15 protein-coding genes are annotated in these 12,728 nt (G+C 72.1%); 8 read left to right on the top strand and 7 right to left on the bottom strand.

Going from position 1 to position 12,728, the window contains the following annotated elements:
* Nucleotides 1-41: 41 nt before the first annotated feature.
* Entirely contained in the window at nt 42-1,073 is a 1,032-nt protein-coding gene (locus tag AC1ROW_RS12605) for an aldo/keto reductase (RefSeq protein WP_493019248.1), read from the top strand.
* Nucleotides 1,074-1,086: 13 nt separating this feature from the next.
* Here the strand turns inward: AC1ROW_RS12605 and AC1ROW_RS12600 are convergent, their stop codons facing one another.
* Both AC1ROW_RS12600 and AC1ROW_RS12595 read right to left on the bottom strand, forming a co-directional pair.
* Entirely contained in the window at nt 1,087-1,551 is a 465-nt protein-coding gene (locus tag AC1ROW_RS12600; RefSeq protein ID WP_493019247.1) for a WapI family immunity protein, read from the bottom strand.
* 5 nt (nt 1,552-1,556) lie between these two features.
* On the bottom strand, nt 1,557-2,150 hold the full coding sequence (locus AC1ROW_RS12595) for an NADPH-dependent FMN reductase (protein ID WP_493019246.1): 594 nt from the start codon (nt 2,148-2,150) through the stop codon (nt 1,557-1,559).
* A gap of 172 nt (nt 2,151-2,322) precedes the next feature.
* Here AC1ROW_RS12595 and AC1ROW_RS12590 point away from each other — a divergent pair, with 172 nt between their 5' ends.
* On the top strand, nt 2,323-2,604 hold the full coding sequence (locus AC1ROW_RS12590; RefSeq protein ID WP_493019245.1) for a hypothetical protein: 282 nt from the start codon (nt 2,323-2,325) through the stop codon (nt 2,602-2,604).
* 73 nt (nt 2,605-2,677) lie between these two features.
* Nucleotides 2,678-5,653, top strand: a complete 2,976-nt coding sequence (locus AC1ROW_RS12585; protein ID WP_493019244.1) for a helix-turn-helix transcriptional regulator — start codon at nt 2,678-2,680, stop codon at nt 5,651-5,653.
* A gap of 4 nt (nt 5,654-5,657) precedes the next feature.
* On the opposite strand, the gene AC1ROW_RS12580 is transcribed toward AC1ROW_RS12585, so the two are convergent.
* Nucleotides 5,658-6,074 carry a TraR/DksA family transcriptional regulator gene (locus tag AC1ROW_RS12580; protein ID WP_493019243.1) on the bottom strand — a complete coding sequence of 139 codons (417 nt, stop codon included), beginning with the start codon at nt 6,072-6,074 and terminating at the stop codon, nt 5,658-5,660.
* Nucleotides 6,075-6,146: 72 nt separating this feature from the next.
* Between AC1ROW_RS12580 and AC1ROW_RS12575 the strand changes: the two genes are divergently transcribed.
* Nucleotides 6,147-6,437 (top strand): hypothetical protein, encoded by a 291-nt coding sequence (locus tag AC1ROW_RS12575; RefSeq protein ID WP_493019242.1) that lies wholly within the window; start codon nt 6,147-6,149, stop codon nt 6,435-6,437.
* A gap of 21 nt (nt 6,438-6,458) precedes the next feature.
* On the opposite strand, the gene AC1ROW_RS12570 is transcribed toward AC1ROW_RS12575, so the two are convergent.
* The 4 genes from AC1ROW_RS12570 to AC1ROW_RS12555 form a co-directional block, all read right to left on the bottom strand.
* On the bottom strand, nt 6,459-6,947 hold the full coding sequence (locus tag AC1ROW_RS12570; RefSeq protein ID WP_493019241.1) for a glutathione peroxidase: 489 nt from the start codon (nt 6,945-6,947) through the stop codon (nt 6,459-6,461).
* Between the two features lie 76 nt (nt 6,948-7,023).
* Nucleotides 7,024-7,983, bottom strand: a complete 960-nt coding sequence (locus tag AC1ROW_RS12565; protein ID WP_493019240.1) for a sulfurtransferase — start codon at nt 7,981-7,983, stop codon at nt 7,024-7,026.
* 99 nt (nt 7,984-8,082) lie between these two features.
* Nucleotides 8,083-9,468, bottom strand: coding sequence for an L-serine ammonia-lyase (locus AC1ROW_RS12560; RefSeq protein ID WP_493019239.1), 1,386 nt, complete (start codon nt 9,466-9,468; stop codon nt 8,083-8,085).
* 76 nt (nt 9,469-9,544) lie between these two features.
* Nucleotides 9,545-9,715, bottom strand: a complete 171-nt coding sequence (locus AC1ROW_RS12555) for a hypothetical protein (RefSeq protein ID WP_382458500.1) — start codon at nt 9,713-9,715, stop codon at nt 9,545-9,547.
* Between the two features lie 88 nt (nt 9,716-9,803).
* Between AC1ROW_RS12555 and AC1ROW_RS12550 the strand changes: the two genes are divergently transcribed.
* The 4 genes from AC1ROW_RS12550 (at nt 9,804) to AC1ROW_RS12535 (ending at nt 12,663) form a co-directional block, all read left to right on the top strand.
* Nucleotides 9,804-10,046 (top strand): helix-turn-helix domain-containing protein, encoded by a 243-nt coding sequence (locus AC1ROW_RS12550; RefSeq protein ID WP_345834394.1) that lies wholly within the window; start codon nt 9,804-9,806, stop codon nt 10,044-10,046.
* The gene (locus tag AC1ROW_RS12545) at nt 10,039-10,548 is read left to right on the top strand and encodes a Clp protease N-terminal domain-containing protein (protein ID WP_493019238.1); all 510 of its coding nucleotides are present in this window, start codon (nt 10,039-10,041) and stop codon (nt 10,546-10,548) included. The genes AC1ROW_RS12550 and AC1ROW_RS12545 overlap by 8 nt, the downstream gene beginning before the upstream one ends.
* A 286-nt stretch (nt 10,549-10,834) precedes the next feature.
* The gene (locus AC1ROW_RS12540; RefSeq protein WP_493019237.1) at nt 10,835-11,848 is read left to right on the top strand and encodes an ATP-binding cassette domain-containing protein; all 1,014 of its coding nucleotides are present in this window, start codon (nt 10,835-10,837) and stop codon (nt 11,846-11,848) included.
* Nucleotides 11,845-12,663 carry an ABC transporter permease gene (locus AC1ROW_RS12535; protein ID WP_493019236.1) on the top strand — a complete coding sequence of 273 codons (819 nt, stop codon included), beginning with the start codon at nt 11,845-11,847 and terminating at the stop codon, nt 12,661-12,663. The genes AC1ROW_RS12540 and AC1ROW_RS12535 overlap by 4 nt, the downstream gene beginning before the upstream one ends.
* Nucleotides 12,664-12,728: the final 65 nt, after the last annotated feature.

Below are 12,728 nucleotides of genomic sequence, written 5' to 3'. Positions count from 1 at the left end.
AACGGTAGGCGATTCGTCCGGGCGAGGCTAGCGTCGAGGACATGGACCTCAGGACCCTCGGAAACAGCGGCACCATCGTGTCCGCCTTCGCTCTCGGCACCATGACCTTCGGCGCGGAAGCCGACGAGCCGACCTCGCACGCCATCCTCGACCGGTACGTCGACGCCGGCGGCACCCTCATCGACACGGCCGACGTGTACAGCTCGGGGACGTCGGAGTCGATCATCGGGCGTTGGCTGTCCCGCCACCACGGCGCCAGGGACCGGCTCGTCATCGCGACCAAGGCGCGCTTCCCGATGGGGGAGGGCTCCAACGATCTCGGCCTGTCGCGCACGCACCTGCGCAAGGCGCTGGACGACTCGCTGCGCCGGCTCGACGTCGACCACATCGACCTCTACCAGATGCACGCCTGGGACTACCTCACGCCGCTCGAGGAGACGCTGCGCTTCCTGGACGACGCCGTGTCCGCGGGCAAGATCGGCTACTACGGCTTCTCGAACTACCTCGGCTGGCAGCTCACCAAGGCGGTCGCTGTCTCAGGTGCGTACGGCTTCGTGCCGCCGGTGACGTTGCAGCCGCAGTACAGCCTCCTGGTGCGCGGCATCGAGCATGAGATCGTGCCGGCCGCGCTGGACTCCGGGATCGGCCTCCTGCCCTGGTCCCCGCTGGCCGGCGGCTGGCTGAGCGGCAAGTACCGCCGGGACGAGGCGCCGACGGGAGCGACCCGGCTGGGCGAGAACCCGAAGCGCGGGATGGAGGCCTTCGACGCGCGCAACGCCGACCCGCGCACCTGGGAGGTCATCGACGCGGTGCAGGCGGTCGCGGAGGAGACCGGCGCGAGCATGTCGCAGGTGGCGCTCGCCTGGCTGGTCGACCGTCCCGCGGTATCGAGCGTGATCCTCGGCGCTCGCACGATCGAGCAGCTCGACGACAACCTGGCGGCGGCCGACCTGGAGCTGACCGAGGAGCAGCGCGCGAGCCTCGACGAGGCGAGCACGCCGCGCACCGAGGTCTACCCGTACGGCCCGCAGGCGGTCGCGCAGCGGCACCGCAAGCGCGAGGGGGGCCGCTGACCGGCTACGGTCGTCACCCGCGGAGCGCGGCCGTCTCGGACACCAGGGCCACAGCCGCCCGCTCCACCGCGGGGCCCGGGAGGCTGAGGCCGAGCACGACGTCCGTGGAGCGCGGCAGCGTGGTCGGAGCCGGCTGCTCGCACCCGGCCTCCGCCGCCGCGGCACCCGCCGGCGCCATCCCGAGCACCGAGATCCGCAACTCCACCACCCCGCCCGGCACGCGCCGCCCCGCGATCGAGAATGCCGGAGACGCGAAGGTCAGTGTCGTCCACTCGTCCGCTCCCAGTGTGAGGTCGCCGGGGAGCCCGGCCAGCCACGCGCCGAGCTCCGCGGCCTCGTCGACGCGCAGCAGCGGTCCCACCAGCCGCCAGCGCCGGTCGCTGTCCGCCGCGATCGCCTCCACCGTGAACACGTCGCCCTCGCGCGACAACGCGCGGAGCGCCAGGCTCCGCGGCTCTGCGCCGTCCGAGAGGAGCACGCCGGTCACCGCGGGGCCGGGACGACCGTCAGCACCCGCTCGATGTACTCGAAGAACGACACCATGAAGCCGCGCAGGAAGGCCTCCGTCGACTCGTTCGTGACGGTCCCGTCGTCCTCGATCAGCCCGGGTGTGAGCTGGATGTAGGCCTCCGGTGCGTTCATCTGCGGCGCCTGCAGGAAGCTCAGCATGCTGCGGAGCTGCTGCTGCGCGACGGCTGTGCCGATCGGGCCGGGGGAGGCTCCGATGACGGCGGTGGCCTTGCGGGCGATCACGTTCTCCCCGTATGGCCGGCTCGCCCAGTCGATCGCGTTCTTCAGCGCGCCGGGGACGGAGCGGTTGTACTCCGGCGTGATGAACAACAGCGCCTGCTGGGCGGCGATGGACGCTTTGAAGTCACGGGCGACCTCCGGGAAGTCGCCGTCGTAGTCGCGGCTGTACAGCGGGAGGTCCCCGATCCCGATCTCGGTGAAGACCAGCTCCTCCGGCGCCAGTTTGAGGAGCGCCTTCGAGAGCCTGCGGTTGATCGACCCTGTGGAGATGCTGCCGACGATGTAGCCGACGCGGTAAGGCGGTTGGAGCTCGTTGACCGTTGCCATGCCGCCAGCTTGCCCCCGGGCCGGTGCGGTGTCGAGTCCCGCTGCTGAGCCGTCCTGGCGTCCGTCTGAGTCCTACCGGGACCGGAATAGGGCATCTTCCCGATGTGGCAGGGGGTCCTTAGCGACGAGTCTGAGGTCATCGAAGAAAGCAGTGGAGCGAAGGGTGTGGATCATGATGCTGTCCGACGAGTTCGTGGCTTCGCGCGTGTACGCGGGGGACGTCCAGCGGGCCGAGCACGACAGGGAGCTGGTGCGCCGGCTCCGCGAGGAGCGCGCCGAGCGCCGGGCCGAGCGGGCTGCCGGACGGCGGGCGCGGCACGGGGTGCGAGCGGCCGCTGAGACCATGACGGCGCCGGCTGCGGCGCCGGCCGCGACCGGGGTGGAGGCGGTTCCCGGGGCGCTTCCGGAAGCCTCCCACGACCAGGAGCGGGAGCTCGCCCACGCCGGGCGATGACCACCGTTCTGCCCTGGGCGAAGCAGGGCGGACAGGGGGTTCGGATGTCGGTGGTCCATGGCACGATGAGGCCATGCGATCACCGGCGTCCAGCCCCACGATGATCGGGCGCGAGTCCGATCTCGAGGCGCTGCGCGACGAGCTCGAGGGGGTCCGTCGCGACGGTGGTCTTCGCGCCGTCGTGATCGGCGGCGAGGCCGGGATCGGCAAGTCGCGGCTGCTCGCCGAGTTCCTGGCGGAGGCCGAGGGGTCCGCCACGGTGCTGCTCGGCCGGTGCGTCGACCTCGGCAACGAAGGGGCTCCGTACGCGCCGTTCGCCGCCATCCTCCGCCGGCTCATCGAGCTGCGCGGGCTCGACGCTGTGCTGGAGGCCGCCGGCCACGGCGCCGGGGTGCTCTCCGTCCTCCTGCCGGAGCTCGCCGACGACTCCGCGGTGCCCGCACGCACCGGCGCCGAGCGGCTCTACGAGCTGGTCACGGTCCTGTTCGAGACGCTCTCGGCCGACCGTCCGCTCGTGCTGGCGGTGGAGGACCTGCACTGGGCCGACATGGCCACGCTCGAACTGCTGCGGTTCATCGTGCGGATGGCCGAGCGAGGGCGCCTCCTGGTCGTACTGAGCTATCGCACCGACGAGATCACCCGCGGCCACCCGCTGCGCGCCTACCTCGCCGAGCTGGAGCGCACCCGCCGCGTCACCCGCTGGGAACTGTCCCGGCTCGGCCGCGGCCAGGTGGAGGCGCTGATCGCCCGGCTGCTCGGCTGCGAGCCCGACGCCGCGACGGTCGAGCGCGTCTACGAGATGAGCGAGGGCGTCCCGTTCTTCGTCGAGGAGCTGATCGGCATCGACGGCCTCGCCACCGGCGAAGACCTCCCCGAGACGCTCCGCGAGCTGCTGCTCGCCCGGTTCGAGAAGCTGAGCGACCCCGCACAGCGGCTGCTGCGCCTCGTGTCCGCCGGCGGTGTCTGCGTCGACCACGAGCTGCTCAGCGCGGTCTACGACGGCACGCCCGACCAGCTCGACGCCGCGGCACGGGAGGCCGTGGTCGCGAACGTCCTGGTCGCCGCCTCCACCGAGTACACCTTCCGGCACGCGCTGGTGCGCGAGGCCATCCACGCCGACCTGCTGCCGGGCGAGCGCAGCCGGTTCCACATGCGGTTCGCTGAGGCGCTGGAGGCCAGCCCGCAGCGCTCGGCGACGCAGCTCTCCACGCACTGGCTCGCCGCCCACGACCTGCGGCGCGCGTTCAGCGCGTCCCTAGAGGCACTGAGCGAGGCGCGGATGTCGTACGCCTACGCGACGGCCGCGGCGATGGGCGACCGCGCCCTGGAGCTGTGGGACAGCGTGCCGGACGCCGACGAGCTGAGCGCGCCGTGGCTGAAGAACGGCGGCCGCACGGAGCTGCTGGCACGCACGGCGTCGGCGCTGCGCAACGCCGGCGACAACGAGCGCGCGCTCGCGCTGGTCAACGTCGCCCTCGAGACGGCCGACGGTCTCCCTCCCGCCCGGCACGCGCGACTGCTCCGCGACAAGGCGCAGTACCTCCAGAACCTCAACCGGGCCGGCGTCCAGGAGCTGCTGCAGAGCGCGCTCGACGTGGTCCCGCCCGGCGTGCTGCCGGAGGGCGACGGGCTCCGCCTTCAGCTGCTCGCCGAGCTGGCTGCCCGGTACATGCTCGCCGCGCGGTTCGACGACGCCGTGACCGTCGCGACGCAGGCGATCGAGGAGGCCGGCGACGGGTCGCCGGCACTGCGCTCGGTGGCGCACAACATCCTCGGCAGTTCGCTGGTGTCCATGGGGTCGATCGAGCGTGGACTGGAGGAACTGGCCGAGGCCGGCCGCCTCGCCGAGCACGACTCGGCCGCCGAACTGCGCTACGCGGTCAATGCGTCCGACGCGATGAACAACCTCGGCCGCTACGCCGAGGCGGTGACGCTCGCGGAGGCGGGCGTCCGCGAGGCCCGCGCGCGGGGCATCGAACGCTCCACCGGCGTCATCCTGTCCTCCAACACCGTGGAGCCGCTGCTCGCGCTCGGAGAGCTCGACCGGGCGGAGGCCCTACTCGATCCCGCGCTCGCGCTCGACCCGCCCCCGAGCTTCCGCGCGCACCTTCAGCGCATGAAGCTCTGGCTCACCCTGTGGCGCGGCGACCTCGAGACGACGGAGACGCTGCTGCGCCGCTGGCACGGCGGCCTGCGCACCCTCGGGGACCTGGAGGTCCAGTCCGAGCTCGGTGTCGCCCGGCTCGCCGCCGAGGTGGCGATCGCCCGCGGCGACGCGTTCGACGCGTGGGAGCACACGGCGCCGGTACGCGCGTCCACCCACCTGCCGCTGCCCGCCTACGACCTCCCCGTGCTGGCGGCGGCAGCGCGCGCCCTGGCCGACGTGGCGTTCCGCTCGGCCCAGGAGCGCGCCGAACGTGACGCCCCGGTCGACGTGGCGGACGAGGTCGCCCACCTGGACGCGGCGCTCGCAGCCATCGAGGCGTGGCCGACCGCTGTCGCGTGGGGCCCGGTCATCCGTGCGGAGCTCGCGACGGCGCTGGCGGCCGCGGGCGTCGACGGTGCGACCGCAGAATCGTCCGCCGCCGAGCGCTTCGACGGCGCGCGGGTGGCCTGGGAGGCCGCGATCGAGGCGGCCGTGGCACCGGTCGCCCCGGCCCACCTGCACCCGTACGCGCTCGTGCGCGCCGCGCGGGTCGCCCGCGCCGCGGGAGACCGTCCGGCCGCCGAGCGACTGGCTGTCGCCGCCCGCGACGAGGCGCAGCGCGCCGGCTTCGGGCTCCTCGCCGAGGGCGCTGCGGCGCTCATCTCGTCGCGGGGCGCCCGCGCGATCGGCGGACCGGCCGCTCTCGGCCCCGGCGCCCCGCTCACCGAACGTGAGGAGCAGGTCCTCGCCCTCATCGAGCAGGGACTGAGCAACAAGCAGATCGGCGAAGTGCTCTTCATCTCGGCCAAGACCGCGAGCGTGCACGTCTCGAGCATCCTCCGCAAGGTCGGCGCCACGAGCCGCACCGAGGCGGTCTACCGCGCCTCCCGCACGCCGCGCTAGACCGCTAGCGCTCGGCGGCGACCGCGCAGACGATGCACAGTTCGGTCGTCGGGCGGGCCTCCAGCCGCGGGACGCCGATCGCGCGCCCGCACGACGCGCAGACGCCGTAGCGTCCCAGCCGGATGCGCTCGCGCGCCGCGTCCACGGCCGCGATGTCGGCCGCGGTCTCCGCGCGGAGGGCGTGCAGCCTGCTCCACTCCGAGCTCAGCGTCGGGCCCTCCGGGTCGTGCTCATCGTCGGCGGTCGACTCGGACCGCGACGACAGCAGCGAGCCCAGCGCCTCCGCGAGTCGTTGCGCCTCCGCCACATCCCCGTGGCGTCGCTCCTCGAGCATCCGGTCGAAGCCCGCCAGCTCGTCGATGGACAAGCCGACGTCCTGGATGATGTCGAGCTCTCGTGTGTCCGGTGATTCGGTGTGCATCCGCGCACCCCCTTCCGATTCCCCGCCGGTCAGCGTACGCCGGGGTTCTGGTATCCGACGTAGGCTCGGCGCGTGCCTTCGTTTCGTGTGATCATCGCGGTGGGTCGTCTCCGGCCCGACGTGGCCCCGACCGAGATCGAGCCGGCGGCCGCTGCCGCGGTGGCCGAGCTGACGACCGTCGAGGCGACGAGCGTCGATGTCGTCAGCCGTGAGGCGCGGATCACCGTGCGTTTCACGGCGGACGGCGCCCACGACGCGCTGCGCGTCGCGGAGTCCGCGGTCGCCGCTGTCGGCGCGCTCGCGCAGACCGGGGACTGGCGGCTCACCGAGCGCGTCGGCGGTCGCTGGTTCCGCCGGGCGTGAGCACCGGGTGCCCGGCGCTGCTCATACAGTCGCCGGCAGCGACGCCTCGATGAGGCGGACGATCCGCGGGTCGTCCGGCTCCAGCTGCGGACGGAACCGGTGCACGGCGCCCTCCGGGGTGATGACGAACTTCTCGAAGTTCCACTTCACCTTGCCGGCTTTGCCGTCCTCGTCCGGATGCGTGGTCAGCTCGCTGTACAGCGGGTGCGCGTTGCGGCCGTTCAGCCGCACCTTCTCCATCATCGGGAACGTGACGCCCCACGTCGTCGAGCAGTACTCCTTGATCGCGTCGGTCGAGCTGAGCTCCTGGAGGAACTGGTTGCTCGGGAACCCGATCACGGTGAACCCCCGGTCGCCGTAGGTCTCCTGCAGTTTCTCGAGCTTCTCGTACTGCGGAGTGAGCCCGCAGCGGGAGGCGACGTTGACGACGAGGATGACCTTGCCCGAGTAGGCGGCGAGGCTGGTCGGAGCTCCATCGATGGTGTGGAACGGGATGTCCATCAGGGTCATGCTCCGAGCCTACGTCCCGATACGGGCGTGTATGCGCGGTAGCGGCGAAGACCCAGGAACGCGGCCGGCGGGCGGCTCACGCGCTCGCGAGCGGCGCCTCCGGATCGGACGCCCACTCGTTGAGCGACCCGTCGTAGACGGTCACGTCGTCCCGCCCGAGCAGCGTCAGGGCCAGGGCGTCGGCCGCCGCCGCGATCCCGCCGCCGCAGTACGCGACGATCGGGTCCGCGGAGGCGAGCACGTCGGCGAAGAGCTCGCGCAGGCCGGCGGGCGGCAGGAACGCGTTGGTCCCACGGTCGACGAGCCGGACCGCCGGTGCGCTCACGCTGCCGGGGATGTGCCGGGCGGCGAAGTCCTTGGGTGCGGTGCCGCAGACCAGCGTCCCCTGCCGGTCGCCGGCGAGGAGCGCCTGGACGTCGGCGCGGTCGCTCCAGAACCCCGGCAGCTCGGCGGCGACGACGGGGGCGGCCGGCTCGGTCGTCACCGGCCCGGACTCGAGCGGGCGGCTCTCCTCCCGCCACTTCGTCACGCCGCCGTCGAGCACGGCGACACGGTCGTGGCCGAACGAGCGGAACAGCCACCACAGCCGCGACGCCCACTGCCCGACCGCGCCGTCGTAGACGACGACGGTGGTGTCCGCGTCGACGCCCAGCTCCGCCGCGGCGGCGGCGAACGCTTCGGCGCTCGGCCGTGTGAAGGGGAACGCCCCGGCCGGGTCGCTGAACCGCTCGAGCAGGTCGGCGAACACGGCGCCGGGGAGGTGACCCTCGGCGTGCCGCTCGATCCCGCTGACGTAGTCCGTGCGGCCGTCGGCCCCGCTGACGGCGACCACGGAGGCGTCGACGACGAGGAGGCCGTCCGACCCGAGGTGGTCGCAGAGCCACTGCGTGGAGACGAGCGGCCCGGCGAGCGCAGCGCCGACCGCGGCCTGGCGCACTTCAGCACCGTCGGCGTCGTCGCCCGCACCGCGGAGGTCGGCGAGACTCGCGGGATCGGGGGTGGTCGGCTCGTCGGAACGCGCGGTCGTGAGACTCATGCGCACCACGCTAACGGGGGCCTCCGACGTCGCCTACGGGACACGCAACCGTGCGTAACGAGACAATGGGAGCCCCTGCGCTACTAGCGCAACGCACGCTCAGCACTCGATGACGTTGACGGCGAGGCCGCCCTCGCTGGTCTCCTTGTACTTGGTCGACATGTCGAGGCCCGTCTGGCGCATCGTCTCGATCACCGTGTCCAGCGACACCAGGTGCGAGCCGTCGCCGTGCAGGGCGAGCCGGGCGGCGGAGACGGCGGTCGAGGAGGCGATCGCGTTGCGTTCGATGCAGGGGATCTGCACGAGGCCGCCGACCGGGTCGCAGGTGAGGCCGAGGTGATGCTCCATCGCGATCTCAGCCGCGTTCTCGACCTGGGTGGGCGTGCCGCCCAGCACGGCGCAGAGCGCGCCCGCCGCCATCGCGCACGCCGAGCCGACCTCCGCCTGGCAGCCGCCCTCGGCGCCGGAGATGGACGCGTTCGCCTTGAACAGCGAGCCGATCGCGGTCGCAGTCAGGAGGTACTTGCGGATGCCGTCGATCGTCGCGCCCGGCACGAACCGCAGGTAGTAGTGGGCGACCGCCGGCACGATCCCCGCGGCCCCGTTCGTCGGGGCGGTGACGACGCGGCCGCCTGAGGCGTTCTCCTCGTTCACAGCGAGCGCGAACGCGTGCAGCCACTCCAGCGACGTGGCGCGTCCCGGGTCGTCCTGCACGCTCTCCAGGTGCTCGCGCATCGCGGCAGCACGCCGCTTGACGCCGAGCCCGCCGGGGAGGGTGCCGTCGCCGGCCAGGCCGCGCGCGACGCACTCGGCCATCGCCTCCCAGATCAGGTCGAGGCGCGCGTCGGTGGCCTCCTCGCCGTGCAGCGCGACCTCGTTCCGGCGCGCCACCTCGCAGATCGGGATGTCGAGCCGCGCGCAGATCGCCAGCAGCTCCGCGGCCGAATCGTAGGGCAGCGGATGCGCCGCGCGTGCGGCGAGCTCGGCTTCCTCACCGTCGCGCCGGATGAAGCCGCCGCCGATCGAATAGTAGGTCTCCTCCAGGAGGGGGAGGGGCTGGCGGGTGCCGTCGGCGCTGCTGCCCCAGGCGCGCAGGGTGAGCGCATTGGGGTGGCCGGGGAGGCGGGTCCGCGGCTCGAAGTCGATGTCGTCCTTGCTGAGCGGGATGTCGTGCACGCCCGCCAGCCGCAGTGTCGTGCCGTCGCCGATCCCGGACCAGGCGCCGCGGACGTCGTCCGGGCGGCAGTTCTCCGGCTCGTTGCCGCGCAGGCCGGCGACGACGGCGTCCGGCGTCCCGTGCCCGATCCCGGTCGACCCGAGGGAGCCGTACAGCGTGCAGGTGACCTGGTCGACGCGGTCCACGAGCCCGTCGGCGACGAGCCTGTCGGCGAACGCCTTGGCGGCCCGCAGGGGTCCGACGGTGTGCGAGCTCGAGGGACCGATGCCGATCGAGAACAGGTCGAAGGCGGAGACGTACGCTGTCACTTCTCCAGTGTACGTCCCCGATTGCGCGGGATTTCCGCGTGAACGTGCACATCGGCGCAGAGATTCTGCGCAGAACTCAGGTTTCGCGAACCTTCACCCGCGCGTCACCCGGCGGACACCAGGTGGTGTCCAGGCCGCCCTCCACGGGCGTGTACTCGATGAGGAACTGACCGCCTTCGTCCGGTCCCTCCACCACGACGCCCGGGCGGTCCCCGAGCCAGACGGTCGTTCCGACGCCGATGTCCATGCCGGTCACCATACGCTCGCGTCGAGCCGGTGTGCGAGAGATAGCAACTTTAGTTGACAAACAAGATTAAGCAACTAAAGTTGCTCTCATGAACCCTCCCACCCCGGCTCCGGACCCGCTCGGTGGGGTCGCCGACGGCCTGGCCGCCGTCGTCGCCCTCCGCGAGCTCGCCGACCGACTCGAAGACGCGGAAGTCGAGCACGCCCTTCGCGACGGCTGGAGCTGGACCCAGATCGCCGACGCGCTCGGCGTCACCCGCCAGGCCGTGCACAAGAAGCACCTGCGCCGCGTCGCCGCCGCAGGCGTAGCCCTCAGGAGACGAAATGTCTGACATCCCGCCCGGGACGGCCAACAACGCCCCCGGCCAACCGCTCTCGAAAGCCCTGCGCTCCGTGGTGATCGCGTCGGTCACTGAGGCGCAGCGCCGCAACGCCACCCTCGTGGAGGCCGAGCACCTGCTGCTCGCGCTGTCCCGCGACGGCAGCGGCCAGGTCCGCGACGTGCTCGCGGCGGCCGGACTCGACCCCGCCGGCCTGGAGGCCGCACTGCTCGCCGAGCGCGAGGCCAGCCTCCGCGTCGCCGGGGTCACCCTTCCGCCCGAGGAGCGTCTCGTCGCCTCGCCCCGCGTCGCCCGCCCACGCTGGGGCGCCTCAGCCAAGGAGGCACTCACCCGCGCCCACCGTGTCGCATCCGCCCACCGACGCCAGCGCTCGGGGGAGGCCGACCTCCTGAATGCGATCTTCGGCCTGGAACTCGGCACCGTGCCGCGCGCGCTGACCCTGGCCGGCGTGGACCGGCCGGCGGTCGTCGCGGCGCTCCGCGGGGCGCCCTGACCGCCGGCCGGCCTTCCACGCTCGTCGCAATCCCGCGCTTCGCCCTGACCGCAGGCCGGCCTTCCACGCTCGTCGCAATCCCGCGCTTCGCCCTGACCGCAGGCCGGCCCTCCGCGCTCCTCGCCATCTCACGATTCGCTTCTGACACCTGCATGCCCTACCCCCGGTCTCTGCTGCTTTCGAACACCCTCCCACCGCTCTGCAAGCGCCGTGTAAGCGCCCCGTAAGCGCCGTGCAAGCGGCCTCCGCGACGATCGACTCATCCACCTCACCAGGAAGGACCACCATGACTCGCAGCACAGAGTGGGCCGTCGAAGCCCACGGGCTCGTCAAGGTCTTCGGCGACAACCGGGCGGTCGACGGCGTCGACCTGAACGTCCGCGCCGGCACCGTCTACGGCGTCCTCGGCCCCAACGGAGCCGGGAAGACCACCACCATCTCCATGCTCGCCACCCTGCTCCGCCCGGACGGCGGCGACGCTTTCGTGTTTGGGCACGACATCCGCAGGGAGCAGCAGATCGTCCGCCAGCTCCTCGGCGTGACCGCCCAGTTCGCGTCCGTCGACGAGACGCTCTCCGCAAACGAGAACCTCATGATCTTCGCCCGGCTGCTCGGCCTCAGCGGCCGGGAGGCGAAGGCGAAGACCGCCGAGCTGCTGGAGGAGTTCGGGCTCTCCGACGCGGCCAAGCGCCCGTTGAAGAAGTTCTCCGGCGGCATGCGCCGGCGGCTCGACCTGGCCGCCAGCCTGATCGCCCAGCCTCCGCTGATCTTCCTCGACGAGCCGACCACCGGCCTCGACCCGCGGACCCGCGCCCAGATGTGGGACACCATCCGCCGCCTGGTCTCCACCGGCTCCACCGTGCTGCTCACCACGCAGTACCTGGACGAGGCCGACCAGCTCGCCGACCGCATCGCGGTCATCGACCGCGGACGCGTCGTCGCCGAGGGCACCGCCGACGAGCTCAAGGCGTCGGTGGGGGAGTCGTCGCTGCAGCTCCGACTGACCGACGCCGCCGACATCGAGGACGCCCGCCGCGCCATCGCCACCGTGCTGGGCGTGGAGGCGGTGGTGTCGCCGGAGGGATCGCGGCTCACCGCGCCCATGCGCGACGCCGACGCCGTCACCGACCTGTTCGTCACGTTCCGGGAGGCGGGCATCCACCTCCAGGAGATGTCGGTGCAGAAGCCGACGCTCGACGAAGTGTTCCTCACGCTGACCGGCCACGGGGTCGAGGACGGGACCACCGCTGACGCCGAGTCCGCCGAGACCGCCCCAGCAACCGAAGGAGTCCGCGCATGACCGCCATCGCCACCATCACCCCGCCGTCCGAGCGGAACCTGAAGAACCACGTCAGCCTCCGCCAGACGCTGGCGAACACGATCACGATGGCCCACCGCGGGCTGCTCAAGATCAAGCGGACGCCGGAGCAGCTGTTCGATGTGACGCTGCAGCCGATCATTTTCACGATCATGTTCGCGTTGCTGTTCGGTGGCGCGATCACCGGCAGTGTCTCCGGCTACCTGCCGTACCTCATCCCCGGCATCCTCGCGCAGACCGTCATCACGACCTCGGTCGTGACCGGCGTCCAGCTGCGCGAGGACATGGACAAGGGCGTCTTCGACCGCTTCAAGTCCATGCCGATCGCCCGCATCGCCCCGCTGTCGGGAGCGCTGCTCGCGGACACACTGCGGTACGCGATCGCCACGACGATCACCTTCGTGACCGGCTTCTTCATGGGCTACCGGCCCGCGGCGGGCCTCGGTTTCGTCATCCTCGCCGGACTGCTGGTCATCGTCTGCGCCTGGGCGATCAGCTGGATCTTCGCCTTCTTCGGCGTGATCGCCCGCACGGCGGGATCGGTGCAGGGCATCTCGTTCCTGGTGCTGTTCCCGCTGACCTTCTTCTCGAACGCGTTCGTACCCGTGAAGACCCTGCCGGAGTGGCTGCAGTGGTTCGTGAACATCAACCCGGTCTCCCACTTGGTGACCGCGGTGCGCGACCTCGCGAACAACGGCACGTTCGGCGCCGACGGCTGGTGGGCGCTGCTCGGCGCGGCCGTGATCGTGGCGGTCTTCGCCCCGCTCACCGTGCGCGCCTACATGCGGAAGGCGTAGCCTCCCGCCCACGGACAGCGACCGTCGCATCCTGCGGAGGGATGCGGCGGCCGCTTCATGCGTGC

Source organism: Leifsonia sp. GW821-FHT13C09 (assembly GCF_058806435.1).
This window is presented reverse-complemented; position numbering and strand designations above follow the sequence as displayed.